Genomic DNA, 24,761 nt, shown 5'->3' with positions numbered 1-24,761 from the left:
CGAGGATGGCGGCGTGCTGGAGCGTCTCGGGTTCCCCGCGGTCGGCGACCACCGCCGGTTCGTCACCGCCATCGTGTGCGACACGGTGGGCAGCGGCCTGTTCATGCCGATCACGCTGCTCTACTTCCTCGCGATGACCGACCTGTCGCTGGTGCAGATCGGCTCCGCGCTCTCCCTCTCCGCGCTGGCGACCCTGCCCGCCGCGTTCGTCATCGGTGGCATGGTCGACCGCTTCGGCCCGCGCCGGATGATGCTGGTGGGCAACCTCGTGCAGGCGGTCGGGATGCTGGCCTACCTCTGGGCCGACTCCCTGCTCACCGTGGCGCTGTGGACGGCGCTGCTCAACCTCGGCCGCCAGGGCTTCTGGGGCTCCTTCGGCAACGTCGTGACCGCGATCTCGGCACCGGGGGAGCGCGAGCTGTGGTTCGGCTTCCTGCAGGCGGTGCGCAACCTCGGCTACTCGGTCGGCGGGGTGCTGGCGGGCGTCGCCCTCCAGGTCGGCACCGACCTGGCCTACCAGGTGGTCGTGGTCGTCAACGCGATCACCTTCGTGCTGGCGTGGGCGCTGCTCCTCGACGTGCCCGACCACCGCGTGCCGCACCCCGACGACGCGCCGCTCGAGGGCTGGGGCACCGTGCTGCGCGACGGCCCGTACCTCCGGCTGGTGCTCGGCCAGTTCGGCTTCGTGGCCGGCATGATGGTCCTCAACTTCGCCCTGCCGGTCTACGTCGCCGAGACGATCGACCTGCCCGGCTGGGTGGTGGGGGCGATCTTCACCCTCAACACCGTGATGGTGGGTCTCGGGCAGGGGCTCGTCGTGCGCCGGATGACCGGGCAGGTGCGCGCCCGCATGATGTCGCTCGCCCAGGTCGTGTTCGTGCTCAGCTACGTCCTCTTCGTGCTCGCGGGCTGGCTGCCGGTGTGGCTGGGCGTGCTGGTGATGCTGGCCGGCGCCGCGATCTACACCTTCGGCGAGCTCGCGGGCGGGCCCGTCTTCAGCGCGACCGCGGCCGAGGCCGCCCCCGACCACCTGCGCGGGCGCTACCTCGGCCTGTTCCAGCTGAGCTGGGCGATCGGCGGGGCGGTCACCCCGGTGGCCTTCACCTGGCTGCTCGCCCACGGTGCCACGACCCTGTGGTGGGTGCTGGGCGTGGTCGCCGTCGTCAGCGGGGCGTACCTCCAGCGGCTGCCGCGCGTGCTGCCGGCCGCCGGGCTGCGCGTCACCGACCGCGCCGGCAAGCCCGGCGCGGCCTGAATCGTCGCTGCCGTCGCCCGGTCGCGGGTCGGGCAGCCCTCAGGCCTGCCCGATCCCGGCGAGCAGGTCGGTGAACCACGGCTGGTCGGCGTCGAACGGCTTGTGCCCGGCCACCCGGGAGAACTCGATCGCCCGCAGCTCGTCGCCGCGCTCCTCGTCGTGCCCGACGAGGCCCGGCTCGCCGGCCGTCGCGCACGCCACGGCCTTCTCGGCCATCTCGCGGATCAGCGCGAGGTCGTCGTCGCCGGCCGGGGCCGAGCGGGAGAAGTAGCCCGACTTCTGCACCATCTGCTTCTCCGCGCCGATCTCCTGCGAGAAGCGGTCGGCGAAGTAGCGCCCGGGGTTGATCGTGTCGATCTTGATGTGGCCGAAGGGGTCGCGTCCGACGGTCTCGCCACGAGCCTCGAGCTCGGCCACGATGTCGTTCACGCCGGCTCCCTCGGCGAGGAAGATGTTGACGCAGCCGATCTCGTCCATGACCGCGCGCAGTCGCTCGGCCTCGGCGGCCAGGTCGATGGGGCGCTCGGGGACGTAGACGGCGTGGATCGCCCAGCGCCGCGGGTCGAGCCCGATGCCGGGCAGCCACTGCTGCTCGGCGTGCCACGCCATGTAGTCGCGCGCGGCGGCCGCGGTCAGCCACCCGCTGGCGCGGCCCATCACCTCGTGCACGATCAGCATGCGGGGGTTGGACCCGTGCTCGGCCAGCACGTGCTGGGCGAAGAGCGAGGCCTCCCGGGCGGCGGTGAGGGCGCCGAGGCTCTGCCGCACCGGCACGATGTCGTTGTCGATGGTCTTGGGCAGGCCGACCACGGTCAGCTCGGAGCCCAGGGTGTGGAGGTACGCCGCCAGGTCGGCCGCGGCCGTGTTCGTGTCGTCGCCGCCGATCGTGTGCAGCACGTCGACCCCGTCGGCCTGGAGCCGGGCCGCCGCCACCTCGAGCGCCGTCTCGTCGGGGCCGATCAGCCCACGCCTGCGGCAGTCCTCGTCGTTGGTCAGCTTGACCCGGCTGTTGCCGATCGGGCTGCCGCCATAGCGGTGCAGGAGCGCGGCACCGGCGCGCTCCTCGGGCCCGATCGCCACGCTGTTGCCGGTCAGCAGGCCGTGGTAGCCGTGCCGGTAGGCGATCAGCTCGATCGCAGGGTCGGTGGCGTCGTAGGTCTCGATGAGGGCCCCGACGGCGGACGACAGGCACGGCGCGTAGCCGCCTGCCGTGAGGAGCGCGACTCGCTTCGGCATGGGCAGCAGGGTAGGTGGAACGATCCAACTCCGGGAAGGGTGGTCGGTGGGGAAGACGGCCCGCCGCGGTGCGACACGCCCCGGCACCCGGCCGGAGTGGTTGCCCCGCGGGCCGGACAGGGCCAAGGTGGGCACACCGACCGAGGGGAGTCCCTGATGAGCGCGACCGAAGCCACGGAGCCGGACGTCAACGGCACCGAGCCCGACCTCAAGCGGGTGATGGGCCCCGGACTGCTGCTGTTGTTCATCGTCGGCGACATCCTCGGCGCCGGCGTGTACGCCGTGACCGGCAAGCTCGCCGGACAGGTCGGCGGCATCGCCTGGCTGCCGTTCCTGGTGGCCTTCGCGGTCGCCACCGTCACGGCGTTCTCCTACCTCGAGCTGGTCACCAAGTACCCCCAGGCGGCCGGCGCCGCGCTCTACACGCACAAGGCGTTCGGCATCCACTTCGTGACGTTCCTGGTGGCCTTCACCGTGGTCTGCTCCGGCATCACCAGCGCCTCGACGTCGTCGAACCTGCTCGCCGCCAACCTGCTCATCGGGTTCGGCGACGACTCGCCCTCCACCGGCACGACGCTCGTCGTGGCGCTCTGCTTCATGCTCGTCCTGGCGGCGGTCAACCTGCGGGGCGTGGGCGAGAGCGTGAAGTTCAACGTCGTGCTGACCGTGGTCGAGATGACCGCGCTGGCCATCGTCATCATCATCGGTTTCGTGGTCGTCGCCCGCGGCGACGCCGACCTCGGCCGGATCACAGTCTTTGAGAACCCCGACGACAAGGGCCTGTTCATGGCCGTCACGGTCGCCACGGCGATCGCGTTCTTCTCCATGGTCGGCTTCGAGGACTCGGTCAACATGGTCGAGGAGACCAAGGACCCGATGCGCATCTTCCCGCGCACCATGCTCACCGGCCTCGGCATCGCGGTCGTGATCTACATGCTCGTCGCCGTCTCGGTGGTGGCGGTGATCCCGGCGGGCCAGATCGCCGAGCCGACCAACGCCGAGGCCGGCATCCTGCTCGACGTGGTGAAGGTCGGCGCCCCCGACCTGCCGATCGACAAGCTCTTCCCGTTCCTCACCGTCTTCGCGGTCGCCAACACGGCGCTGATCAACATGCTGATGGCGAGCCGGCTGATCTACGGCATGGCCCAGCAGGACGTGCTGCCGCGCAGCCTCGGCAAGGTGCTGCCGGGCCGTCGCTCGCCCTGGACCGCCATCGCCTTCACCACGCTGCTCGCCCTGGCCCTCATCGCGGTCGTGTCCACGCAGTCCGACAACTCGGTGGTCAGCGCGCTGTCCGGCACCACCGCGACCTTGCTCCTGGCCGTGTTCGCGGTCGTCAACATCGCCTGCATGGTCCTGCGGCGCGACCCGACCCCCGACGAGGCGTTCCGGGCGCCGTCGTACCTGCCGGTGCTCGGCGCGATCTGCTGCCTCTACCTGCTCGGCCCCTGGGCCCGCACCGAGGCCGACATGGTGCAGTACAAGATCGCCGGCGGCCTGCTGGCGGTGGGCGTCGTGCTCTGGGCGGTCACCTGGGCCACCAACCGCGGCGTGCGGGCGAAGAGGACCGGCTTCCGCGACATCGAGCACCTCGAGGACTGACGCGCGGCGGCCGCCGCGGTGGTCGACGACACGGGCTCCGGCCACCGCCGCGGCGTGGGTGTCGGCGACTACGGTGTCCCGGTGACTCGTCGACCTCTCGGGCTGCTCGCGGCCGCGCTCGTGGCCTCCGCGCTGGGGTGCTCCTCGGTCACCCCGGCCCCGCCGTCGGCGAGCGCCACGCCCGACGACTACCCGCCGGCCACGACGCGGCCCGACGCCGTGCCGACGGTCGCGACGGTCGCCCGGGGCCCGCGCGACCGGCCCCCGGTGCCACCGGCCCCTGTCCTCGACGGCGCGTACCGCTTCGTCTCCGCTCCCGACTTCCTCAACCAGGACGTCGCCGACCTCACCGCCGACGGCCGCGAGCAGCACGTCGTGAAGGCGACCGGCGAGGTGGCCAACTCCACCAACGCCGAGTACGACACCGCGCTCGACCACGTGATCACCGAGATGGCCTCCCACGGCACCGACGACGTGCTCGTCGCCGGCGACCTCGTCGAGGGTCGGTGGGGTCGTGACGACGCGCGCACCGGTGTCTTCGGCCCGGTGCGCACCGAGCCCCAGCGGGTGCGTGCCTGGCGCCGGGCCGCCGACGTGTACTACCCGGCGTACCGCGACCGCTTCACCTCCCACGGCCTCCTCACCTACCCCGCCGTGGGCGACCACGAGATCGGCGACGACCCGTGGCGCAAGCGGCGGCCCGACCCGTGGATCGACTTCAAGCGACGCCACGTGCCCCTGTTCAAGCAGGTCTTCGCCGAGCAGATGCTCGCCGGTGCCGACGGCGCACCGCGCTTCACCGACCGTCCCTCGTCGGGTCCGGCGCGTGACACCGCCTACGCCGTGCGGCTCGACGACGACGTCCTGCTGGTGACCCTCGACGTCTTCCAGCGCCGCGGCAACGACGTCCACCTCTCGGTCGACCCCGCCCAGCTCGACTGGCTGCGCTCGGTGCTCCGCAGGGCGCGCCGCGACGACGTGCCGTGGGTGATGGTGCAGGGGCACGTGCCGATGACCGGCGACGTCCGCACCCGCAACTCCAGCCACCTCGTCTACGAGCGCGGCTACCGCTCCGACCTCTGGCGCACGATGGTCGACGGCGGCGTCGACGTCTACCTCAGCGGCGAGGTGCACGACCAGACCGTCCACCAGCACGACGGCGTGCTCGAGGTCTCGCACGGCTCGCTGTTCTACCGCGGTGAGGCCTCCTACGTCGTCGGGCAGGCCACCGCCGACCAGCTGGTCCTGGAGAACCACCAGTTCCGGGGCACGATCGGCTTCGATGACCGGCTCTGGACCACGTCGCGGCAGGGCGCGCCCGGCCACATCAGCTACCCCGGCCAGTCGGTGGTCACCGGGACGCTGGAGGCCCACCGCACCCGCAGCGGCGGCATCGCGGTCGACTCCGCCGACGGGGTGCTCGCACCCGAGGACTGAGCCGGGGGTGAGCCGCGTCTCGCCGACCGGTTCACGCTCCGGTCAGGGTTCGGGGGAGCGGGCCGCACCGCCGTACCCTTGAGCGGTGACTCCTCCTGACGCCTCGGCCCGCGGCACCACCGGGCACGGTGCGATCCCGACGCTCGACCAGCTGCACGCGATGGGCCCGCTCCAGCAGCCCCGCTATCCCGACGCCGCAGCCGTCGACGCCGCGGTCGAGCGACTGCGCACCGCGCCGCCGCTGGTGTTCGCGGGTGAGTGCGACGACCTGACCGAGAAGATCGCGGCCGTGACGCGCGGCCAGGCGTTCCTGCTCCAGGGCGGCGACTGCGCCGAGACCTTCGCCGGCGTCACCGCCGACAACGTCCGCAACAAGCTGCGGGTGCTGCTGCAGATGGCCGTCGTCCTGACCTACGCCGCCTCGGTGCCGGTCGTGAAGCTCGGCCGGCTCGCCGGCCAGTACGCCAAGCCGCGCAGCTCCGACGAGGAGACCCGCGACGGCGTGACGCTCCCGGCCTACCGCGGCGACGCCGTCAACGGCTACGACTTCACCCCCGAGGCCCGCATCCCCGACCCCCAGCGGCTCGTGGAGGTCTACAACAACTCGGCCGCCACCCTCAACCTCGTGCGCGCCTTCGTCACGGGCGGCTACGCCGACCTGCGCCAGGTGCACACCTGGAACACCGACTTCGTGCAGTCCTCGCCCTTCGGCCAGCGCTACGAGGCAGTGGCCGACGAGATCGAGCGCGCGCTGACCTTCATGCAGGCCATCGGCGCCGACCCCGACGAGTTCCACCGGGTCGACTTCCACTCCAGCCACGAGGCCCTGCTGCTGGAGTACGAGCAGTCGCTGACGCGCATCGACTCGCGCACCGACCTGCCGTACAACGTGTCCGCCCACTTCGTGTGGATCGGCGAGCGCACCCGCCAGCTCGACGGCCCCCACGTCGAGCTGCTCTCGCGCATCCAGAACCCGATCGGCATCAAGCTCGGCCCCACCACCACGCCCGACGACGCCCTGGCCTACGCCGCGCGCCTCAACCCCGACAACACCCCGGGCCGGCTCACCTTCGTGACCCGCTTCGGCGCCGACAAGATCCGCGACGGCCTCCCGCCGCTGGTCGAGAAGGTCACCGCCGAGGGCGTGCAGGTGGCCTGGGTCTGCGACCCGATGCACGGCAACACCTTCGAGGCCTCGTCGGGCTACAAGACCCGCCGCTTCGACGACGTCATCGAGGAGGTCCAAGGCTTCTTCGACGTGCACCGCAGCCTCGGCACCTGGCCCGGCGGCGTCCACGTCGAGCTCACCGGCGACGACGTCACCGAGTGCGTCGGCGGCGGCGAGGAGATCGACGAGGCCCAGCTGGCCCACCGCTACGAGTCCGTCTGCGACCCCCGCCTCAACCGCGTCCAGTCCCTCGAGCTCGCCTTCCTCGTCGCCGAGATGCTCCGCAAGGCCTGAGCCCGCCCGCCCGCCCCCGCCAGCGCCCGCCCCGGGCGGTCGACCAGCGACCACGGGTGTGCTCGAGCGGAGGTATGGCCGCTCGACGCACGCCATGGCGTGCGTCCAGCGTCAACGGGTGTACTCGAGTGCACCCGTTGACGCTCGACGCACCCCACGGCGCGCGGCAGGCAGCGGTCGCCGGTCCGCGGCCGGGCCCGCGGCGTGGGTACGCCGGGGGCGGCTGGTTGGATGGTCACCGTGATCGACCTGCGCTCCGACACCCTGACCCGGCCGACCGACGCGATGCGCGAGGCGATGGCGCGCGCCGAGGTCGGCGACGACGTCTACGGTGAGGACCCGACGGTCACGGCGCTCGAGGAGCGGGTGGCCCAGATGTTCGGCCACGAGGCCGCGCTGTTCACCCCGACCGGCTCGATGGCCAACGTGCTCGCCGTGGCGTCGGTGGTGGCGCCGGGCCAGGAGGTGCTCTGCGAGTCCTCGGCCCACATCGCGCGCGCTGAGCTCGGTGCGCACGGCGCGATCACCGGCCTCACCATGCGGACGTGGACCGCACCGCGCGGGCAGGTCGACCTGGCCGCCATCGAGGCGATGCACGCCCCCGACATGGGCCCGTTCTTCGTCCGGACCGCGGCCGTTTCGGTGGAGAACACCCACAACTTCGCCGGGGGAGCGGTGCTGCCGCTCGACGACCTCGCAGCGCTGCGGGCGTGGGCCGACACCACCGGCACCCGGCTGCACCTCGACGGGGCCCGGCTGTGGAACGCCCACGTCGCCACCGGCACGCCGCTGGCCGACTACGGCCGGATCGCCGACGTGATGGCGGTCTGCCTGTCGAAGGGCCTCGGCGCGCCCGTCGGCTCCCTCATGGTCGGTTCGGCCGACGCGGTGGCCGAGGCGCGCGTGCGGCGCAAGCGGATGGGCGGGGGCATGCGGCAGGTCGGGATCCTGGCCGCCGCCGGCGCGTACGCCCTCGACCACCACGTCGAGCGGCTCGCCGAGGACCACGAGCACGCCCGCCTGCTCGGCGAGGCGCTCGGCCTCGACCCTGCCGACGTCGACACCAACATCGTCGTGGTCGAGCGCCCTGACGCGCAGGCGTTCGTCTCCGCGGCCGCGGACCAGGGTGTGCGGATCGCCGCGGTCGGCCCCCGGACCGTCCGCCTGGTCACCCACCTCGACGTCTCCCGGACCGACGCCGAGCGCGCCGCGGGCGTCCTGGCCTCGCTGGCGTGAGGGAGGCCGGTCAGCCGGCGCGCCACTCCAGCCGCACGATGACGTCGCCCTCGTGGAGGGTGGTCGTCTCCCCGGTGGCGAGGAAGCCGCGCGCGCGGTAGAGCCGGAGCGCACGTCGGTTCGCCTCACGGGTCCAGACCGACAGCCGCGTCCATCCCGGCCCCTGGTCGCCGCGCTGCAGCGAGCGCACCAGCGCCCCGGCCACGCCGCAGCCCCACAGCGCCGGGTCCACGAAGACCATCGACAGGTGCCCGCCGGCGCCGTCGGGTCCGTCGTCGCCGGCGTAGGGCTCCGCGACCAGCATCCCGGCCGGGCGCTCGCCGTAGTGGGCGAGCAGCGCGACGTGCCCGGCACCCACCCGGTCGGCGACCTTGCTCGCCACCCGCTGCACCCGCTCCGCCGTCGGCGGTCGGTCGGTAGCGGTGCGGGCCGCGCGCCACAGCTCCACCGCGAGCCGCTGGGACTCCTCGTCCCCGATCAGTGAGATGAGCGTGCGGGGCATCGGCGGGTCAGCCCGCCCGTCGCCCGACGAGGGAGACCTCGCTGATCGCGGTGTAGTCGCGGCCCAGAGGCCCGCTCCCCGGGGGCGTGACCTCGTCGATGCGCAGGGTGACGGTGGAGGTCTCCACCGGTGGCACCTTGAGGCGCTGCAGTCCCGCGCGCTCGGCGAGGGTCTGCTGCACGGTCGTGCCGTCGTCGAAGCCCCACGTCACCGCCAGGATGCGGCGGTTGTTGGGGTACCAGTCGACGCCGGCCACCTGCTTGGCGTAGCCGTTGACGAGACCGACGCGGTCGAGCACCGTCGGCTCGGCGAGGGTGATCGTGATGGTCTGCCCGGTGGCGTCACCCGCCGTGCGCCACGTGGTCGAGGGGGTGCCGTCGCCCATCTGGGCCGCGTCGTAGGCGACGAGGTTGCCGTCGAGGTCGGTCGTCGGCGGCGCGGTCGCGGGCACGGCGAACGTCGCCGCCGTCGCGACGTCGGTGCGCGGCCCGGTGCCCTCCGGCGCGGCCGGGTCGGATCCCCCGGAGTCGTCGGAGGCGGGGTCGGACGCTCCGTCGCCGGGACCGGGGTCGTCGGAGGGCGAGGCGCCGGCGGCCGCCGCGGTGTCGTCCGGGGTGGGCTCGGCGACGGGCTCGCTGTCGAAGACCCGGAGCAGCACCACCACCACGGCCACCAGGACGACGGCGCCGACCACCCACGGGATCCACCCACGCGCGCCGAGCGGGTCGTCGGGGCCGAGCTCGTCGGAGTCGTGGTAGGGCAGCAGGTCGCGCTCGGGGTCCCACGTGGTGGGCACGGGCGCCGGCTCCGTGCCGGGCGCACGGTCCGCGACCGGGCGTCTCCGGGCCGACGGCACGGGCTGCACGGACCGCGCGGGCTCCACGGGTGGCGCGGGCGGGAGCGGCGGGACCGGGGTGGGGTCGGCGGCCTGCACCGGCGGGTCGAGGGGTGGCGCCTCGCTGGCCGTGGCGGTCACCGGGGGCGCGGCGGTTGCCGGGGGCGTGGCCGCGGAGGGCGCGGTGGGCGAGGGGTGCGGCGCAGGCGGGCGCACCGGGTCACCGATGCGGTGCCCGCAGTTGAGGCAGAACCGGCCCACTCCGAGCTCGGCGCCGCACCTCGCGCACGTGTCCACGCGCCCCACGATAGGGGGACGCACCCACGACGGGCCTCACACCGCGATGTGCGGGACCTCGCCCTCGACGGCCCGGCGCGGGGCGAGCTCGACCGTCAGCATCGCCACCAGCACCATCGCACCGCCCACCAGCAGGCGCGCGGTGACGTGCTCCCCGCCGAGCCAGACGGCGAAGAGGGAGGCGAACACCGGCTCCATGCTCATGATGATCGCGCTGCGGGTCGGAGGCAGGTGCGCTTGCGCCCACGTCTGCCCGAGCAGCCCCAGGGCGCCCACCACGACCGCCATGTAGCCGACGGCGACCCAGTCGGACGTGCGGTCGGGGAGCACGATCCCGTCGTGCACGGTGGCGAGGGTGCACACGGCGGCGATCACCATGACCTGCAGGATCGTCATGCCGATCGCGTCGCGCGCCGACGTCCAGGCGCCGAGGCCCACGATGTGGAGGGCGTAGAGCACCGCGGAGGCGAACGTGATGGCCTCGCCGTAGCCGATGCTCAGCCCGTCGAGGGCCAGCACGCCCAGCCCGACGGTCGCGAGCGTGACGGCCGCCCAGGTGATGCGTGGGATGCGGGTCCGCAGGATGGCCGCGGCCAGCAGGGGCGTGCACACGACGTACAGGCCGGTGACGAAGCCGCTGATGCTCGCCGGCGTGTGGGCGAGCCCGGCGGTCTGGAGGATCTGCGCGAGGCCGTAGAGCAGGCCGAGGACGACGGCGTGCCGCCGCACCTCCGGGGAGAGCCGGCCCAGGGCTCGCGGGGCCACGACGAGCAGCGCCAGGGAGGCGACGGCGAAGCGCAGGGCGAGGAAGTCGAGCGTGGGGACCCGGTCGAGGAGGTCCTTGATCATGAAGAACGTGCTGCCCCAGCAGGCCGCGAGGGCGAGCAGGGCGGCCGCGGCGAGCAGGGAGGTACGCCGGTTCTGCTCGGGTGTCACGGCCCGAGGGTAGGTCCTCAGATGAGGAACAGCGTGATCGTCGAGCCCTTCGGGACCTGCTCGCCCTGGCCGGGGTCGGAGCTGAAGACGAACCCGAGGCCCAGGTAGTTGTCGGACTCCTCGGTGGTGACCTGGAAGCCGAGCCCCTCGAGCAGGTCGGTGGCCGCCTCCACGCCCATCGCCCGCACCCGCGGGACCTCGACGAGCTCGGGTCCCTTCGACACCACGAAGGACACCGTGTCGCCCCGGTAGAGGGTGCCGGTGGTGGGGTCCTGCGAGATCACGACGCCCTCGGGGACCGTGTCGCTGAACTCCTCGGAGGTCACCTCGACGACGAGCTTGCGCTTCTCGAGCGCGGCGCGGGCGTCGTCGAGGTCCTTGCCGGTCCAGTCCCTCACCTCGATCGGCTTGCGCCCCCGGCTGAGCACGAGGTCGACGGTGGCGCCGGGCTTGAGGGTGGTGCCGGCCTGGGGGGACGTGCGGATGACCTGCCCCTCGGGCACGGTCTCGCTCCACCGGCCCTTGCTGGATCCGAACGCCAGGTTGGTGGCTGCGAGCGCGTCCTGGGCCTCGTCCTCGGTCTTGCCGGCCAGCTGTGGCACGTCGTAGCGCTCGGGTCCGAGGGAGAGCACGAGGCTCACGGTGCCGCCGTCGAGGACCTTGGCGCCGGGCTTCGGGTCGGTCGTGATGACGAGCCCGGGTGCGACGTTCTCGGAGTACGCCGGGTCGCCGGCCTCCGCGTCGAGCCCGGCCTTGTCGAGGCGGGCGGTCGCGGCAGCCTCGTCGAGGCCCAGGACCCCGGGCGTGGTGGTGTAGCGGGCCCACCCGAACCACCACGCGCCGACGCCGACCCCCACGACGAGGAGCAGCGCGAGCACGAGCAGCAGCGGGCCCTTCACCGAGCGGCGTCGTGCGGTGGTCGGGACGGGGGAGACGCGGCTCGGCGCCCGTCCGGCGGGTCGGGCGGCGCGCCCTCCGGGTCGTGCGGCCGGGCGGCCGGGAGCTCGGTCGTCGCGGCGCACGGGCATCGCCGTGGTGGCCGTGTCGGGCACGGGCGTCGTGGCGCCGACCGCGGCGGCCGCCGTCGCCGCGGCACCGGGGAGCGGGTGCCGCTCTAGAGCCGTCGTGCGGTCCGGGCTGCCGTCGTCCACCAGCCCCGAGTCCCGTGGGTCGACCTCGCTGAGGAGCGCGAGCGCCCCCGCGTCGAAGGGCTCCGGCGCCGTGTCGTCGGGGCCCGGTGCCTCGGCGGCGACCGGGGTGCGACGCGGCATCAGGTCGGCAGCCAGCTCGGGGTCGGAGTCGAGGCCCTCGCGCAGGGCCTGCTCGACGCGGTGCAGGTGGTGCAGCAGGACGGTGGCGTCGGCCGGGCGCTGGTCGCGGTCACGCGAGGTCGCCCGCGCGACGAGGGCGTCGACGTAGTCGGGCACGGCCGGCTGGACGGCCGACGGCATCGGCACGTCGTGGTGCACGTGGCGGTAGGCCACCTGGATCGGGGACTCGCCCTCGTGGGGCTTGGAGCCGGTGAGCAGCTCGTAGAGCACGACGCCGGCGGCGTACACGTCGGCGCGGGCGTCGGAGCGGCCGTCCACGACGAGCTCCGGAGCGAGGTAGGACACGGTGCCGATGAGCACCCCACCGGTGGCGGTGTGCTGGGTGTCGGCGCTCACCGCCTTCGCCAGGCCGAAGTCGGCGACCTTGATGCTGCCGCCGTGGGCCTCGTCGGCGATGAGGACGTTCTCGGGCTTGACGTCGCGGTGCACCAGCCCGGCGCGGTGGGCGGCGGCGAGCGCGGAGACCACCGGCTCGAGCAGCGCGAGCGCGCGCCGGGGCGGCATCGGCGCCTCCTTGCGGACCACGTCGCGCAGCGTGTGCCCCGGGACGTACTCCATGACCAGGAAGACCGTGTCGGAGCCGTCGGAGGTATCGTCGCCCTGGTCGTAGACGCCCACCACGTGGGGGTGGTTGAGCCGGGCCGCGGCGCGGGCCTCGCGCACGAAGCGCTCCGCGAACGCCTGGTCGTCGCCCAGGCCGGGGTGCATCACCTTGACCGCGACGGTGCGGTCGAGCCGGGTGTCGGTGGCCTCGTACACGCTGGCCATGCCACCGCGGGCCACGCGCGAGCCGATGCGGTAGCGACCGTCCAGCAGCCGGCCGACCAAGGGGTCGCCGGCAGCGCCGGGCGCTGCTGCGCGGGCGTGCTCGGGTGGCTCCACTCTCGACCTCCAACACCGGGCGGGGAAGGATCCGGCCCGCTCATCGTACGGAAGCCTCGCCCGGCGCCCTGCTCAGGCGCGGTCCCGGCGTGGCGCAGGCGCCCTCAGGCGGGCGGCCGTCCCTCCTCGAGGCGCCGCCGGATCGCCTCCACGTTGCGCACGTAGGTGCGGGTCTCCGCATAGAGGCCGTGCGCGCGCACGGCGCCGAGCCCCTGGTAGTACGCCGCGACGACGTGGCGCCGCCGGTCGGTCTCGCGGGCGAGCACCCGCAGCAGCAGCGTCCCCGCGGCCGCGTTGTCGCGCAGCCGGTGCAGCCGCAGCGGCCGGCCGGCGTAGCCCTCCATCCATCGGGCCGTCGAGGGGAGCACCTGCATGGCGCCGACGGCGTGCGCGTCGGAGACCACGTCCATCTGCCAACCCGACTCCTGCCACGCCACCGCGAGCGCCAGATGGGGGTCCACGCCGTGGCGGCGCGCGGCGTCGGCGACCGCGCGCCGGACCCGCTCGCGGCCGGGGTCCGGGTGCCGCCGGCCGGGTGCGCCCCTCGCGTCCTCGCTGCCGGTCGTGCCGCGCCGGGCGTCGACCACGGGCACCACGAGGCGCTGGCCGACGGTGAGGCGGCCGTCGCGACCGAGGTGGTTGAGCGCGACCAGCTCGTCGGTCCACGCGTGGAACCGCACGGCCAGGCCGGTCGCGGTGTCGCCGGGGCGCACGACGTACGACACCGCGGTGCGCCCCGCCGGCAGGTCGGTGCGGGCGCCGTCGGCGTGGTCGGCTCGCGCCGGAGCGGCGAGCGGCGACGCCAGCGTGGCGGCGAGCGCCGCGGCGGCGACGAGCACCGCGGCGGGCCGGAGACGGACGGAGGTGAGGGCTGTGCTGGGGGCTGTGCTGATGGCGGGGGTGGGGGCGGGGGTGGCTCGGGGCACGGGGGCTGCTCCTCGTCTGGTCCGCTGCGCCCGCGGTCCGAGGCCGCGAGGGGGAAGCGCGCGAACGAGCACTCGACGTTACCGACGGGCCCGGTGAGGGCCGAACCGCCGGGTGGGTCGGGCGTGTCGGCCGTGACAGACTCAGCGCCATGAGTGACGCCCCCCTCGCCGATCGTGACCTCGCCGCCCTCGTCCCGGAGTGGCTCGACTGGGCACAGGTCGCCGGGCTCCTCGGCGTCACCCCGTCGAAGGTGCGCTCGATGGTGCGCGACCACGAGCTCGCGCAGGCGGTGCCGGTGCCCGGCGCCGGCCCGAAGATCCCGGCCGACTTCATCCAGGACGGCCTCGTGGTCAAGGGGCTGTCCGGCCTGCTGATGATGCTGCACGACCACCGCTTCGACGACCGCGAGTGCATCGCGTGGCTGTTCACCGACGACGACCTGCCGGGTCGCCCGATCGACGCGCTGCGGGAGAACCGCGGCAGCGAGGTGAAGCGCCGCGCGCAGGTGCTGGAGTACTGATGGCCGACGCTTCGGGCCGCCGGCGCTACCAGTGGCTGCTGCTGCTCGTCGCCGCCGTCCTGCTGCTCGGCTGGGCGGTCACGGGGGGACTGGGAGACAGCGACAGCGGCGGCGACCCGGACCGCAGCGTGGCCGTCGACCGCTCCTCCGCGAGCCCGACGGGCGGGTCCGGCGGGGCGGGCGGGGCGCCGACCGCCGGCTCGTCGACCGACCCCGCCAGCGGGCTCCCGCTCGTCGCGCTCGACGACCTGCCGCCCGAGGCGGCGGAGACCGTCGACCTCATCGAGCGCGGTGGACCGTTCCCCGAGCCCGACCACGACGGCGGGGTCTTCGGCAACCGTGAGGGGCTGCTGCCCGACGAGGACGACGGCTACTACCGCGAGTACACCGTCCCGACCCCCGGCTCGCCCGACCGGGGGGGGCGCCGGATCATCGCCGGGGACGGCGGCGAGCTCTACTGGACGGCCGACCACTACGCGTCGTTCGCACGGATCGTGGTCGGGTCGTGAGCGGTCTCGCCGCGGTGCTAGCCGGACGCCACGAGCCGGGCCTCCACCGCTGGCACGGCGCGGCCGACGTCGCCGACGTGCGTCATGCGGTGGAGCACGCGGGTTGGGGGTTCGGCCACGTCGACGGGTGGACCGTCGCCGACACCAAGGCCGGCTTCCTCGACGCCGTGGGTATCACGCTCGGCTTCCCCGAGTGGTACGGCCGCAACTTCGACGCCCTCGCCGACTGCCTCCACGACATCGGCGCCGGCACCGACGGGGTGGTGCTGCTGTGGGACGGCTGGGCGACCCTCGCCCGGGCCGACCATCGCGCCTTCAGCGTCGCCCTCAGCGTGCTGGGGTCGCGGGTCGCTGCGGACCGCGGCGTCCCGTTCACGGTGCTGCTGCGCGGCGAGGGACCCGTGGTCCCCGGGATCACCAGCCTCGACTGAGGTGCCGCGGGCGGCTCAGACGGTGCGCTGGGTGACGGCGGCCGCGAGGTCGGTCAGCACGGCGCGGGCGGTGTCGTCCACGTCGGCGGTGCCGAGCGCCTGCACGGCGCGCTCGGCCAGGTGCTCGATCACCTCCTCGACCTGGGCCCGGGCTCCGGAGGCGTCGATGACCAGGCGCAGCTCGTCGACCTCGGCGAGGGACAGCGGCGTGCCCAGCGCCGCCTCGAGGCGCGCGGCGGCCGCCGGGGGCGCGGCGTCGAGGGCCAGGGCCACCAGCACGGTGCGCTTGCCCTCGACCAGGTCGTCGCCGGCCGGCTTGCCGGTCTCGACCGGGTCGCCGAAGACGCCGAGCAGGTCGTCGCGCAGCTGGAACGCCTCGCCGAGCGGGAGGCCGAAGCGGCTGAGCTGGGCGAGCTGGCCGGCGCTCGCGCCGGCGAGGCCGGCGCCGATGTGGAGGGGACGCTCGATGGAGTACTTCGCCGACTTGTAGCGCAGCACGGTCATGGCGGTGTCGACGTCGGCGTGGCCGCGCGCCTGGACCGAGACGTCGAGGAACTGCCCCGCGATCACCTCGGTGCGGCACTGCTCGAAGAGCGTGAGCCCCGGCGCGACGTCCTCGTCGGGGAAGCCGCTGTGCCGCAGCAGGTCGCCGGCCCAGCCCAGCAGCAGGTCGCCCAGCAGGATCGCCGCGGCCGCACCGTACTGGGTGGGGTCGCCGCGCCAGCCGGCCGCGCGGTGCTCGGCCTCGAACGCTCGGTGCGTGGCCGGCCGGCCCCGGCGGGTGTCGGAGGCGTCCATGAGGTCGTCGTGCACCAGCGCGCTCGCGTGGAGGAGCTCGAGCGAGGCGCAGGCGCGGGCGAGCGCCGCCTCGTCGGCGACCTCCGGGCGGATCGCGCGGTGCCCCCAGTGGCAGAAGGAGGCGCGGAACCGCTTCCCGCCGCGCACGGACGTGCGGGCCTCGGCGACCAGGCGGTCGGCGTCGGGACCGAGCGGCGCCAGCTCGGCGGCGCGCTCGTCGAGGAACGCGTCGAGCACCCCCTGGACCTGGTCGCGGAGGTCGGCGGGGTCCCAGCTGGTCACGCGGGCGAGCCTAACCAGTGGACGAGGGCCCGGGCGCATCGCCGGTCTCCGTAGGCTGGTGCCATGACGACCGGACGGGGCCTGAGCATGCGCGAGCTGCTCGCACGCGGTGAGCGCTCCTTCTCCTTCGAGTTCTTCCCGCCCAAGGACGAGGCCGGCGAGGAGCAGCTGTGGCAGGCGATCACCGAGCTCGAGCCCTATGGCCCGACGTTCGTCTCGGTCACCTACGGCGCCGGCGGGTCCACCCGTGACCGCACCGTCGCGATCACCGAGAGGATCGCGCGCGAGACCGGCATGCTGCCCGTCGCACACCTCACCTGCGTCGGCCACACCGTCGAGGAGCTCCACGCCATCCTCGACGACCTGTACGCGGCCGGCGTCCACCACGTCATGGCCCTGCGCGGCGACCCGCCGGGCGGCCCGGGCTCGGCCTGGACGCCCACCGACGGCGGCCTCACCCACGCCGACGAGCTCGTCGCCCTGATCCGCGGTCGCGCCGACATGCGCATCGGGGTGGCGGCGTTCCCGGAGGGCCACGTCGACGCCGTCGACCTCGAGCAGGACGCCCGCGTCCTGCGCGCCAAGCACGACGCCGGCGCGGAGTTCGCGGTCACCGACATGGTGCTGCGGGCCTCCGACTACGTCGGCCTCGTCGAGCGGGCCGCCGCGGCGGGCGCCGACCTCCCGATCATCCCGGGCATCATGCCGATCCTCAACCTCCGCTCGATGGAGCGGATGGTCGAGTTCTCCCGTCGCCAGCTGCCGCGCGAGGTCGTCGACCGGCTGGCCCCGCTGGCCGACGACCCGACCGCGCTCCGCGCCGAGGGCATCGCCATCGCCACCGAGCTCTGCGAGGCGCTGCTCGACGCCGGCGCGCCCGGTCTGCACTTCTACACGCTCAACCGGTCCAAGGCGACGCGCGAGATCTTCGCGAACCTGCGCATCACCGTCTGACGGCGGCTCCCGGCGCCGCACTAGGTTGACCGCATGCGCACCGTCACCGTCACCGGGACCGGCACGAGCCACGTCGTGCCCGACACCGCGGTCGTCCGCGTCGCGGCCGTGTGCCGTGGTGCCGGGGTCTCCGAGGCGTACGACGCGATGGTGGCCGCCGCGACCACCCTCGTCGAGGTGGCCGGCCGGCACGCCGACGGGCGCCGCGTCGCCTCGACCGGCATCACCGTGTGGCCCTTCCACGACCACGAGGGCCGGCGCGAGGGCTACGAGGCGCGCCACGGCTACGCGATCGCCTGCCCCGACCTCGCCTCGGCCGGCGCAATGCTGGCCGCGCTCGCCCGCGAGGTCGGCGATGCGCTCGCGGTCGACGGCCTCGGGCTCGAGGCGACCGACGGCGCGGTGGCGGGCGGCCGGGCGCGCGAGGCGGCCTTCCACGACGCCCGTGAGCGCGCCGCGGCGCTCGCCCGCATGTCGGGCGCGGGCCTGGGCGCCGTACAGTCGGTCGTCGAGGGCGACGGCGACGGCCGACCGGTGCCGCTCGCCAAGGTCGCGCTCGCCTCGACGGGCGGGATCGAGGCGGGGGAGTCGACGGTGACCTCGGTGGTCACGGTCGTCTGGGAGCTGCTGTGATCAGGCGCGGCCGACGAGCTCGGCCACCAGCGCGGCGCTGAGGCCGGCGAACGGCAGGCCGGGCCCGGTGGTGGCGTGCGCCCCGGCCGCGAGCACCCCGTCGACGGGTGTGCGGGGCCCGAGCCGCCTGCGTGCCGACCGGGGGCCCGCCCACGCGACGCCGTGCGGTGAGCCGCCCCAGAGCGCGACCAGGTCGCGCGGGGTGCGGTCCACGCGTGCCACGACCTGGCGGCGTACGTCGATGCCGTGGCGGGCCAGCGCGGTCAGCGGGTCTTCCCACATCCGCCCTCGGGCGAGCAGCGTCCAGGCGGCCCCGCCGTCGGGGGCGCGGCCGCCGGTGCGCAGCACCAGCAGCGGGTCGCCGTGCAGGACCACCTCGTGCGCGAGGTCGGGGACCGCGCCGGAGAGGCCGAGGTGGTGCACCAGCGGCGGGAACGCCGGCGTCGTGCGCCGCACGTGCGGGGCCAGCACCGGCAGGCGGCGCGGGTCGACAGCGACCACCACGACGTCGGCGTCGAGGTCTCCGCCGTCGGTGGTGACGGCCGCGACCCGACCGCCCCGGACGACGAGGTCGCGCGCCTCCGTGCCGGTGCGCACGTCCACCCCCCGCAGGGCCAGGCGGCCGGCCATCGCGGTGCCCAGCGCGGCCAGGCCGCCGGGCACGGTCCACGCCCCGAAGCGCTGCTCGAGGTAGGAGTCGAACCCCGCCCAGGCCGGGACGTCGCGCAGCTCGTGGCCGTCCATGACGAGCCGGTGGCCGGCCACGAGCCGAAGCCGCTCGTCGCCGAACGTGCGCCGCAGACGGGTGCGCAGCGACTCGCGCCGGTCGAGCAGGGCGGTGAGCTCGCGTGGTGCGACGTCGGCGTCGTGGGGTCGCTCGAACCACTCCCGGCGCAGCACCTCCCACACCTCGCCGTAGCTCGCGGCGTGGTCGACCCACTGCCGGCCCAGCCCGGGACCGAGGGCGTCGACCGCCTCGAGCTGGGCGGCGCGCGACCCACCGGGGAGCCGCAGGACGGAGCCGTCGGCGAAGCGGTGCTCGCGCACGAGCGGCAGCGGCTGCAGGTCGACCTCGCGCTCGAGGGGGCGGCCGGACTTGCGGAACAGGTCGCGCACGACGGCCGGGAGCAGCGTGCTGGTCGGCCCGGCGTCCCACCCGAAGCCGTCGCGCTCCACCGTGGTGAGCGCTCCGCCGAGCTGGTCGCCGCGCTCGAGCAGGGACACGGTGTGGCCGAGCTTGGCCAGCCGCGCTGCGGCGGCCATGCCGCCGAAGCCCCCACCCACCACCACGACGCGCGCCACGGGGGAACCCTAGGTCCTCGGCGGGGCCGCTCAGGCGACCGGCCGGGCGGGGTCCCGCCGCTTCCACCGGCGCCAGCCGCGCCGGACCACCCGACCGAGCACGACGAGGAGGACCAGCCCGAGGACGAGCAGCACGCCGGCCACGCCGGCGGCGGTGCGCGGGTGCTCGAGGGAGAACCAGACGACGGCGAGGACGGCGGCGTCCTCGGTGATGCTCGCCACGACGTTGGTCACCGGTTCGGGCGAGGAGTTGAGCGCGAGCCGTCCACCGGCCTTCGCGAGGTGGCTCAGCAGGGCGGTGCCGCCGCCGACGACGCCGCCCACGGCCTGGTCGAGCGAGGTGGCGTCACCGGCCAGCAGCACACCGATGACCGCGCCCGCGGTCGGGCGGATCGCGGTCGAGACGGCGTCCCAGGTGGAGTCGACGTAGGGGATCTTGTCGGCGACGAACTCCATCGCGTAGAGCAGGGCCGCCACCGCCAGCACGTCCCAGCGACCGAGCACGTCGGGGACGTCGGCCAGGTCGCCGAAGCGGTCCGCCAGCCCGAGCACGAGCACGACCAGGTAGGCGTTGATCCCACTCGCCCACCCGCTCGAGAAGGTGAGCGCCAGCGCGTCCACGGCTCAGGCCTGCTGTCCCGTGGAGCTGGCGGGCGGCTCGACGTCGACCTCGGTCGCCCCGGTCAGCGCCACCAGCTCGTCGTAGGTCGTGGAGAACACCGCGGCCGGGTGGCCGGCGGCGGCCCACACCACGGGGTGCCGGCGCAGCCAGGGGTCGATCCAGGTGCGGACGGGGGCAGGGTGGTCGATCGGCGAGACCCCGCCGATGACCTGCCCGGTGTGCTCGCGGACGAACTCCGGGGAGGCGCGCCGGAGCCGCTCCACGCCGATCCGCTCGGCGACCGCCGCCGTGTCGACCCGGTGCGCCCCGGAGGTGAGGATGAGGACCGGCTCGCCGCCTGCGTCGAAGAGGAGGCTGTTGGCGATGGCACCGACCTCGCAGCCCAGCGCCGCCGCGGCGAGTGCCGCGGTGTGGGCGCTGTCGGGCAGGATGACCACCTCACCCGTGCCGCCGCGCCGGGTGTGCTCGCCTCGAAATGAGGTGATGGATGCGTGCTCGCTCGACATGATGCGAGCCTAGCGACGAGCGACGACGAGCAGACGACGAGCAACAGGGGAGTGTGGATGGCGCGCGAGGTGCCGGGTCCGGTGGTCAACAGCGTGCGGGTGCTTCGCCTGATCGTGGCCACGGCCGGGGTGATCACGCTGCTCACCTGGCTGATGCGCGACGACGTGATCCTCGGCTGGGCGGAGGGCAACCCGTCGGCGCAGGAGATCCTCGCCCAGGGCGGCATCGACCAGCTCCGCGACAGCCCCATCGTGCCCGGCTTCGTGGCGCTGTCGGTCGTCGCGTTCTGCGCCTTCGCCGCGCTCGCGGTGGTGCTCGGCTCGTTCTTCCGCGGTGGCCACGGCTGGGCGCGGCTGGTGCTGACGGCGACCGCCGGGATCGGCGTCCTCGTCGGTGCGGTGGCCCTCGACTCCCACCTGCCCGCCATCTTCGTCGTCCTGGCCGCCCTGGTCATCGTCGAGGGCCTGGTGCTCGCCGTCCTGCTCTGGCACCGCGACACCACCGCCTGGCTCCGCAGCTCCTGACGCGCCCGGTCCACACCGGAGCGGCGCCCCTTGACGCGTTGTCGGTGGAGGGGAGTAGCGTTCGGGTTGTTCGAACAGTTGTTCGATGCGGCCCGGGTGGCGGTGACCTCGACCCCCATCTCCGCCCGGGTCGCCCCCGGGGTCGACGGATGTGTCGAGGAGGCGCGATGAAGGAGTACGACGACCCCGTCGAGGTACGACGGGGTGAGGCGGAGGACCCGGAGCAGTTCCTGTGGCGGGGGCGGTTGTGGAAGGTGCGTGCGGTGCTGGCCCACGGGGTGGGCACGGGCCCGCGGTGGCAGGCAGCGGTGCCGGGCCACGACGCGGCGCCGGCGCAGCCCGGACCCTCGCCCGAGACCTCGGCTGCGCGCGAGCTCTGGCGCGTCGAGGCGGGTCGCGGGATGGCCGGCTCGGTGCGGCTGGTCGACGGTGCGGAGCCCGAGGGGCTCGGGGTCTTCGACCTGTCCTTCGACCGGACCGACGGGCGCTGGCAGCTCGTCGGCTGCCAGGACTGAGGGGGACGACGATGGGCTACACCTCCGCTCCCTCCGGTGCGCTGGTCCCGGCCAGCGCCCACCACTACCTCGGTCGGTCGGCCACCTCGCTGAGCGAGGCGATCACCGCCCGTGACGTGCCGACGCGCTACGCCTGCGCCCACGTCGCCGCCCTGTGCGCCGCGGCGGCGCTCCTCGCCGCCCGTGCCCGGCCGGCGCCGCGGGGGCGCCGCCAGAAGAACGCCTGGGTGCTGCTGGCCGAGGTCGCCCCCGAGCTGTCCGAGTGGGCGAGCTTCTTCGCGGCCGGGGCGGCCAAGCGCGCGGCCGCGGAGGCGGGGTCGACGCGCGCCGTCACCGAGCGAGAGGCCGACGACCTGGTGCGTGACGCCGACCGCTTCCTCGCGGTCGTCGAGCAGGCCCTGGGCCTGGTGCCCCACGCCAGCGTGGCCTGAGGTCCGGCCGTGCGCCACGCACTAGGGTTGCCGGCATGCAGCAGTCCTCCGCCAGCGACCGTCGCCAGTCCGTCCGTTCCGGGGTGGTCTGGGACGGCGTGCGCGGGGTGCTCGGCGGTGAGGCGTTCCGCGACCAGCAGGCGCTCATCGTCGACGTCGGCGGCGGCACCGGAGGCTTCGCGGTCCCGCTGGCCGAGCTCGGCCACACCGTCCAGGTCATCGACCCCAGCCCCGACGCGCTCGCCTCGCTCGACCGGCGCGCTCGCGAGCGGGGGGTCGCCGACCGGGTCAGCGGTCGGCAGGGCGACCTGTCCGACCTGTCCACCCTGGTCGCCGAGGCAGACCTGGTCCTGTGCCACGGGGTCCTGGAGATGGTGGACGACCCCTCCGCCTCGCTCGCCGCGATCGCCGGCGTGCTGCGTCCCGGCGGTCACCTCAGCCTCCTCGTCGCCCAGCGGCACGCCGCGGTCGTCGCGCGAGCGATGGCCGGACACTTCGCGGCCGCGCGCGAGCTCCTCGACGGCGACGCCCCCGCGGGCCGCGGCGGTCGGCGCTTCACCCACGACGAGCTGGTCGCGTTGCTCGGGACGGCCGGGCTGCGCCCCGAGGCGGTCCACGCCGTGCGGGTCTTCGCCGACCTCGTGCCCGGGAGCCTGCTCGACCTCGAGGCCGGTGCCACCGCCGCCCTGGTCGAGCTCGAGCGAGCCGTGGCGACGCGGCCCGAGTACCTCCCCCTCGCCACCCAGCTCCACGTGCTCGCCGCGCGCTGACGCGGGCCGGGCCTCCCCGTGCAGGGGACGACGGTGACCGACACGCCGCTCCTGCACGTCGACATGGACGCCTTCTACGCCTCCGTCGCCCTGCGCGAGCGACCCGACTTGGTCGACGAGCCGGTCGTCGTCGGCGGCAGCGGGCGCGGGGTCGTGCTGGCGGCCAACTACGTCGCGCGGCGCTACGGCATCCGCTCGGCGCTGCCCATGGCCCGGGTGCGTCGGCTGTGCCCCCACGTGGTGGTCCTGCCCCCCGACTACGACACCTTCACGACCGTCTCGGCGTCGGTGATGGAGACCTTCCGGGAGGTCACCCCGCTGGTGGAGGCGATGTCGCTCGACGAGGCGTTCCTCGACGTGCGTGGCTCGGTGCGCCGGCTGGGGCCGCCGGAGCAGATCGCCGAGCAGCTCCGCTCGCGCATCCACGACGAGCAGGGCATCACCTGCTCGGTCGGGGTCGCCTGGTCGGTGTCGGTCGCCAAGGTCGCCAGCCGGCGGGCCAAGCCCGACGGCGTCGTGGTGGTGCGGCCCGCGGAGGTCACGACGTTCCTGCACCCGCTCGACGTCGGCGAGCTCTACGGCGTGGGGGAGAAGACCCGCACCCTCCTCCACCGTGCCTCCTACGTCACGGTGGGCGACCTCGCCCACACCCCGGTGCCGACGCTGCAGCGCGCGTTCGGCCGGCACCTCGGCGCCCACCTCCACCAGCTGGCGTGGGGCACCGACCGCACCGAGCTGGTGCCCCAGGCGGGGCCCCACGAGCCCGAGCGCTCGATGGGGGCCGACGAGACGTTCGCGCGCGACACCGCCGACCGCGAGGCGATCGTGCGCGAGCTGCTCCGGCTCTCGGCGCGGGTGGGCGGGCGGATGCGTGCGGCCGGGGTGGTCGGGCGCACGGTCACCCTCAAGGTGCGCTTCTCCGACTTCACGACCATCACCCGCTCGCACACGCTGCCCGAGGCGACCGACGTCACGGTCGAGGTGCACCGCGCCGTCACCCGGCTCTACGACGCCCTCGGTCTGCGCCGCGAGCGGCTGCGGCTGGTGGGCGTGCGGGTCGAGGGACTGGTGCCCCGCACGGCCGTCCAGCGCCAGCTGGTCCTCGGCGAGCCCGAGCACGGGTGGGAGGAGGCCGACCGGGCGGTCGACCGCGCCACCCGCCGCTTCGGCTCGGCGGCCGTGCGCCCCGCGAGCCTCGTCCGAGGCCGCGGACGGACGAACGAGTCGGAGATTTTTCCGGGACGCCTACCGTAGGGCCAAGGGCGTGCCTAGACTTGCTGGCAGAAGGTGAGGAGGAACCGTGGAGCTCTCCGAGGAAGAACTGCGACTGCTCGAGCAGATGGAGCGCGCCCTCGTCGAGGAGGACCCGAAGTTCGCCTCCACCCTGCGCGGCACCTCGTTCCAGCGCACGGCCCGCCGGCGGATGATCCTCGGCGGCGTCATCCTCGCCGCGGGCATCGGACTGCTGGTCCTGGCCGTGCTGCTCGACCTCTCCGCCCTCGTCCAGACGATCCTCGGCGTCGCCGGGTTCGTCGTGATGCTCGGCGGCGCGATCCTGGCCCTCACGTCCGCCCGCTCCCCGGGCGCCGCGGCCGGCAAGGTGCGCGCCTCCGGTCGCCCGGGCCTCGGCGTGGTCGACGGTGGACGGGTCCACCGTCCCCGACGCACCGCCCGCCAGCGCAGCGGCAGCCCCTTCATGGAGCGCATGGAGGAGCGGTGGCGTCGCCGCCGCGAGCGCGGCCTCTGACCCACCGCTGATCCACCCCGGGCGCCCGCCCCGCCGTCGTACGGCGCCGGGCGCCTGTTTGCGTCCCCGCCCCTTTCGCCCACGGGCTGTGTCACAGCCGCGGCTCAGGTCGGCGATGGTGCGGTCCCTGACCTGCGCCCGGTGACCCGTCCTCGCCCACGCCCGGCGACCCTTCGAGGCCATCGCGGAAGATCCGAGCCACCTGGTGACCCGGATCTTCCACGATCAGGCCGAAGTCCCCGGACATCCGGGGACTTCGGGGGCGGCCAGCCTCAGGC

Annotated in this window: 26 protein-coding genes and 1 pseudogene; 16 read left to right on the top strand and 11 right to left on the bottom strand. The window is 74.5% G+C overall.

Annotated elements, in window-relative coordinates:
* Positions 1 to 13: 13 nt before the first annotated feature.
* Positions 14 to 1,255: an MFS transporter gene (locus ACFFJG_RS02365; protein WP_378517005.1), complete on the top strand. Its 1,242-nt coding sequence runs from the start codon at positions 14 to 16 to the stop codon at positions 1,253 to 1,255.
* Between the two features lie 39 nt (positions 1,256 to 1,294).
* Here the strand turns inward: ACFFJG_RS02365 and ACFFJG_RS02360 are convergent, their stop codons facing one another.
* Positions 1,295 to 2,491 (bottom strand): pyrophosphate--fructose-6-phosphate 1-phosphotransferase, encoded by a 1,197-nt coding sequence (locus tag ACFFJG_RS02360; RefSeq protein ID WP_378517004.1) that lies wholly within the window; start codon positions 2,489 to 2,491, stop codon positions 1,295 to 1,297.
* A gap of 156 nt (positions 2,492 to 2,647) precedes the next feature.
* Between ACFFJG_RS02360 and ACFFJG_RS02355 the strand changes: the two genes are divergently transcribed.
* The 4 genes from ACFFJG_RS02355 (at position 2,648) to ACFFJG_RS02340 (ending at position 8,228) form a co-directional block, all read left to right on the top strand.
* Positions 2,648 to 4,093, top strand: coding sequence for an APC family permease (locus ACFFJG_RS02355; RefSeq protein ID WP_378517003.1), 1,446 nt, complete (start codon positions 2,648 to 2,650; stop codon positions 4,091 to 4,093).
* Between the two features lie 81 nt (positions 4,094 to 4,174).
* Complete coding sequence (locus ACFFJG_RS02350; protein ID WP_378517002.1) at positions 4,175 to 5,530, top strand: metallophosphoesterase family protein; 1,356 nt, start codon at positions 4,175 to 4,177, stop codon at positions 5,528 to 5,530.
* A 160-nt stretch (positions 5,531 to 5,690) separates the two neighbouring features.
* Positions 5,691 to 6,992 carry a class II 3-deoxy-7-phosphoheptulonate synthase gene (locus tag ACFFJG_RS02345; protein ID WP_378519440.1) on the top strand — a complete coding sequence of 434 codons (1,302 nt, stop codon included), beginning with the start codon at positions 5,691 to 5,693 and terminating at the stop codon, positions 6,990 to 6,992.
* Between the two features lie 240 nt (positions 6,993 to 7,232).
* Positions 7,233 to 8,228, top strand: coding sequence for a threonine aldolase family protein (locus ACFFJG_RS02340; RefSeq protein WP_378517001.1), 996 nt, complete (start codon positions 7,233 to 7,235; stop codon positions 8,226 to 8,228).
* 10 nt (positions 8,229 to 8,238) lie between these two features.
* On the opposite strand, the gene ACFFJG_RS02335 is transcribed toward ACFFJG_RS02340, so the two are convergent.
* From ACFFJG_RS02335 to ACFFJG_RS02315, 6 genes and pseudogenes are all read right to left on the bottom strand, one after another.
* Entirely contained in the window at positions 8,239 to 8,730 is a 492-nt protein-coding gene (locus ACFFJG_RS02335) for a GNAT family N-acetyltransferase (RefSeq protein WP_378517000.1), read from the bottom strand.
* Between the two features lie 7 nt (positions 8,731 to 8,737).
* Positions 8,738 to 9,862 carry an NADase-type glycan-binding domain-containing protein gene (locus ACFFJG_RS02330; RefSeq protein ID WP_378516999.1) on the bottom strand — a complete coding sequence of 375 codons (1,125 nt, stop codon included), beginning with the start codon at positions 9,860 to 9,862 and terminating at the stop codon, positions 8,738 to 8,740.
* 36 nt (positions 9,863 to 9,898) lie between these two features.
* Positions 9,899 to 10,798 (bottom strand): DMT family transporter, encoded by a 900-nt coding sequence (locus tag ACFFJG_RS02325; RefSeq protein ID WP_378516998.1) that lies wholly within the window; start codon positions 10,796 to 10,798, stop codon positions 9,899 to 9,901.
* A 17-nt stretch (positions 10,799 to 10,815) separates the two neighbouring features.
* Positions 10,816 to 11,826, bottom strand: a complete 1,011-nt coding sequence (locus ACFFJG_RS20670; protein WP_446686231.1) for a PASTA domain-containing protein — start codon at positions 11,824 to 11,826, stop codon at positions 10,816 to 10,818.
* A gap of 204 nt (positions 11,827 to 12,030) precedes the next feature.
* Positions 12,031 to 13,011 (bottom strand): annotated as a pseudogene (locus ACFFJG_RS20665) (protein kinase domain-containing protein); the annotation flags it as partial.
* A gap of 104 nt (positions 13,012 to 13,115) precedes the next feature.
* The gene (locus tag ACFFJG_RS02315; RefSeq protein WP_378516996.1) at positions 13,116 to 13,937 is read right to left on the bottom strand and encodes a transglycosylase SLT domain-containing protein; all 822 of its coding nucleotides are present in this window, start codon (positions 13,935 to 13,937) and stop codon (positions 13,116 to 13,118) included.
* Between the two features lie 149 nt (positions 13,938 to 14,086).
* On the opposite strand from ACFFJG_RS02315, the gene ACFFJG_RS02310 reads away from it, so the two are divergent.
* The 3 genes from ACFFJG_RS02310 to ACFFJG_RS02300 are packed head-to-tail and all read left to right on the top strand — an operon-like array spanning position 14,087 to position 15,398.
* Positions 14,087 to 14,458 carry an Rv2175c family DNA-binding protein gene (locus ACFFJG_RS02310; RefSeq protein WP_378516995.1) on the top strand — a complete coding sequence of 124 codons (372 nt, stop codon included), beginning with the start codon at positions 14,087 to 14,089 and terminating at the stop codon, positions 14,456 to 14,458.
* A complete protein-coding gene (locus tag ACFFJG_RS02305; RefSeq protein WP_378516994.1) occupies positions 14,458 to 14,967 on the top strand; it encodes a guanyl-specific ribonuclease in 510 nt (169 codons plus the stop codon). The genes ACFFJG_RS02310 and ACFFJG_RS02305 overlap by 1 nt, the downstream gene beginning before the upstream one ends.
* On the top strand, positions 14,964 to 15,398 hold the full coding sequence (locus ACFFJG_RS02300; protein ID WP_378516993.1) for a barstar family protein: 435 nt from the start codon (positions 14,964 to 14,966) through the stop codon (positions 15,396 to 15,398). Before ACFFJG_RS02305 ends, ACFFJG_RS02300 begins: the two co-directional genes overlap by 4 nt.
* Before the next feature lie 15 nt (positions 15,399 to 15,413).
* Here ACFFJG_RS02300 and ACFFJG_RS02295 read toward each other — a convergent pair whose 3' ends face one another.
* Positions 15,414 to 16,478, bottom strand: coding sequence for a polyprenyl synthetase family protein (locus tag ACFFJG_RS02295; protein ID WP_378516992.1), 1,065 nt, complete (start codon positions 16,476 to 16,478; stop codon positions 15,414 to 15,416).
* A gap of 63 nt (positions 16,479 to 16,541) precedes the next feature.
* Between ACFFJG_RS02295 and metF the strand changes: the two genes are divergently transcribed.
* The gene (gene metF / locus ACFFJG_RS02290; protein WP_378516991.1) at positions 16,542 to 17,432 is read left to right on the top strand and encodes a methylenetetrahydrofolate reductase [NAD(P)H]; all 891 of its coding nucleotides are present in this window, start codon (positions 16,542 to 16,544) and stop codon (positions 17,430 to 17,432) included.
* A 33-nt stretch (positions 17,433 to 17,465) separates the two neighbouring features.
* The gene (locus ACFFJG_RS02285; protein ID WP_378516990.1) at positions 17,466 to 18,065 is read left to right on the top strand and encodes an SIMPL domain-containing protein; all 600 of its coding nucleotides are present in this window, start codon (positions 17,466 to 17,468) and stop codon (positions 18,063 to 18,065) included.
* Here the strand turns inward: ACFFJG_RS02285 and ACFFJG_RS02280 are convergent, their stop codons facing one another.
* Genes ACFFJG_RS02280 through ACFFJG_RS02270 form a run of 3 tightly spaced genes read right to left on the bottom strand, consistent with a single transcriptional unit; the run spans position 18,066 to position 20,495 of the window.
* On the bottom strand, positions 18,066 to 19,367 hold the full coding sequence (locus ACFFJG_RS02280) for a phytoene desaturase family protein (protein ID WP_378516989.1): 1,302 nt from the start codon (positions 19,365 to 19,367) through the stop codon (positions 18,066 to 18,068). It lies immediately after the preceding gene.
* A gap of 30 nt (positions 19,368 to 19,397) precedes the next feature.
* Positions 19,398 to 19,988, bottom strand: coding sequence for a DUF4126 domain-containing protein (locus ACFFJG_RS02275; RefSeq protein WP_378516988.1), 591 nt, complete (start codon positions 19,986 to 19,988; stop codon positions 19,398 to 19,400).
* A gap of 3 nt (positions 19,989 to 19,991) precedes the next feature.
* Positions 19,992 to 20,495 carry a YbaK/EbsC family protein gene (locus tag ACFFJG_RS02270; RefSeq protein WP_378516987.1) on the bottom strand — a complete coding sequence of 168 codons (504 nt, stop codon included), beginning with the start codon at positions 20,493 to 20,495 and terminating at the stop codon, positions 19,992 to 19,994.
* Between the two features lie 57 nt (positions 20,496 to 20,552).
* Here ACFFJG_RS02270 and ACFFJG_RS02265 point away from each other — a divergent pair, with 57 nt between their 5' ends.
* From ACFFJG_RS02265 to ACFFJG_RS02240, 6 genes are all read left to right on the top strand, one after another.
* Positions 20,553 to 21,020, top strand: a complete 468-nt coding sequence (locus ACFFJG_RS02265) for a hypothetical protein (protein WP_378516986.1) — start codon at positions 20,553 to 20,555, stop codon at positions 21,018 to 21,020.
* A 167-nt stretch (positions 21,021 to 21,187) separates the two neighbouring features.
* Complete coding sequence (locus tag ACFFJG_RS02260) at positions 21,188 to 21,535, top strand: DUF6504 family protein (protein ID WP_378516985.1); 348 nt, start codon at positions 21,188 to 21,190, stop codon at positions 21,533 to 21,535.
* An 11-nt stretch (positions 21,536 to 21,546) separates the two neighbouring features.
* The gene (locus ACFFJG_RS02255; RefSeq protein ID WP_378516984.1) at positions 21,547 to 21,966 is read left to right on the top strand and encodes an SAV_6107 family HEPN domain-containing protein; all 420 of its coding nucleotides are present in this window, start codon (positions 21,547 to 21,549) and stop codon (positions 21,964 to 21,966) included.
* Positions 21,967 to 22,001: 35 nt separating this feature from the next.
* Complete coding sequence (locus tag ACFFJG_RS02250) at positions 22,002 to 22,736, top strand: methyltransferase domain-containing protein (protein ID WP_378516983.1); 735 nt, start codon at positions 22,002 to 22,004, stop codon at positions 22,734 to 22,736.
* Between the two features lie 33 nt (positions 22,737 to 22,769).
* Positions 22,770 to 23,990, top strand: coding sequence for a DNA polymerase IV (dinB, locus tag ACFFJG_RS02245; RefSeq protein ID WP_378516982.1), 1,221 nt, complete (start codon positions 22,770 to 22,772; stop codon positions 23,988 to 23,990).
* 46 nt (positions 23,991 to 24,036) lie between these two features.
* Positions 24,037 to 24,483: an SCO2097 family morphological protein gene (locus ACFFJG_RS02240; protein ID WP_378516981.1), complete on the top strand. Its 447-nt coding sequence runs from the start codon at positions 24,037 to 24,039 to the stop codon at positions 24,481 to 24,483.
* Positions 24,484 to 24,761 lie beyond the last annotated feature (278 nt).

Source organism: Nocardioides zeicaulis (assembly GCF_042432345.1).
GTDB lineage: Bacteria > Actinomycetota > Actinomycetes > Propionibacteriales > Nocardioidaceae > Nocardioides > Nocardioides zeicaulis.
Note: the sequence above shows the minus strand (reverse complement) of the source record. Positions and strands in the feature narration are given on the sequence as shown.

What these genes read in the sequence shown, in the direction of transcription:
- ACFFJG_RS02360 (WP_378517004.1), bottom strand. Translation starts at nt 2,491, where the DNA reads ATGCCGAAGCGAGTCGCGCTCCTCACGGCAGGCGGCTACGCGCCGTGC.
- ACFFJG_RS02355 (WP_378517003.1), top strand. Translation starts at nt 2,648, where the DNA reads ATGAGCGCGACCGAAGCCACGGAGCCGGACGTCAACGGCACCGAGCCC.
- ACFFJG_RS02345 (WP_378519440.1), top strand. Translation starts at nt 5,691, where the DNA reads ATGGGCCCGCTCCAGCAGCCCCGCTATCCCGACGCCGCAGCCGTCGAC.
- ACFFJG_RS02335 (WP_378517000.1), bottom strand. Translation starts at nt 8,730, where the DNA reads ATGCCCCGCACGCTCATCTCACTGATCGGGGACGAGGAGTCCCAGCGG.
- ACFFJG_RS20670 (WP_446686231.1), bottom strand. Translation starts at nt 11,826, where the DNA reads ATGCCCGTGCGCCGCGACGACCGAGCTCCCGGCCGCCCGGCCGCACGA.
- ACFFJG_RS02310 (WP_378516995.1), top strand. Translation starts at nt 14,087, where the DNA reads ATGAGTGACGCCCCCCTCGCCGATCGTGACCTCGCCGCCCTCGTCCCG.
- ACFFJG_RS02305 (WP_378516994.1), top strand. Translation starts at nt 14,458, where the DNA reads ATGGCCGACGCTTCGGGCCGCCGGCGCTACCAGTGGCTGCTGCTGCTC.
- metF (WP_378516991.1), top strand. Translation starts at nt 16,542, where the DNA reads ATGACGACCGGACGGGGCCTGAGCATGCGCGAGCTGCTCGCACGCGGT.
- ACFFJG_RS02285 (WP_378516990.1), top strand. Translation starts at nt 17,466, where the DNA reads ATGCGCACCGTCACCGTCACCGGGACCGGCACGAGCCACGTCGTGCCC.
- ACFFJG_RS02270 (WP_378516987.1), bottom strand. Translation starts at nt 20,495, where the DNA reads ATGTCGAGCGAGCACGCATCCATCACCTCATTTCGAGGCGAGCACACC.
- ACFFJG_RS02265 (WP_378516986.1), top strand. Translation starts at nt 20,553, where the DNA reads ATGGCGCGCGAGGTGCCGGGTCCGGTGGTCAACAGCGTGCGGGTGCTT.
- ACFFJG_RS02260 (WP_378516985.1), top strand. Translation starts at nt 21,188, where the DNA reads ATGAAGGAGTACGACGACCCCGTCGAGGTACGACGGGGTGAGGCGGAG.
- ACFFJG_RS02255 (WP_378516984.1), top strand. Translation starts at nt 21,547, where the DNA reads ATGGGCTACACCTCCGCTCCCTCCGGTGCGCTGGTCCCGGCCAGCGCC.
- ACFFJG_RS02250 (WP_378516983.1), top strand. Translation starts at nt 22,002, where the DNA reads ATGCAGCAGTCCTCCGCCAGCGACCGTCGCCAGTCCGTCCGTTCCGGG.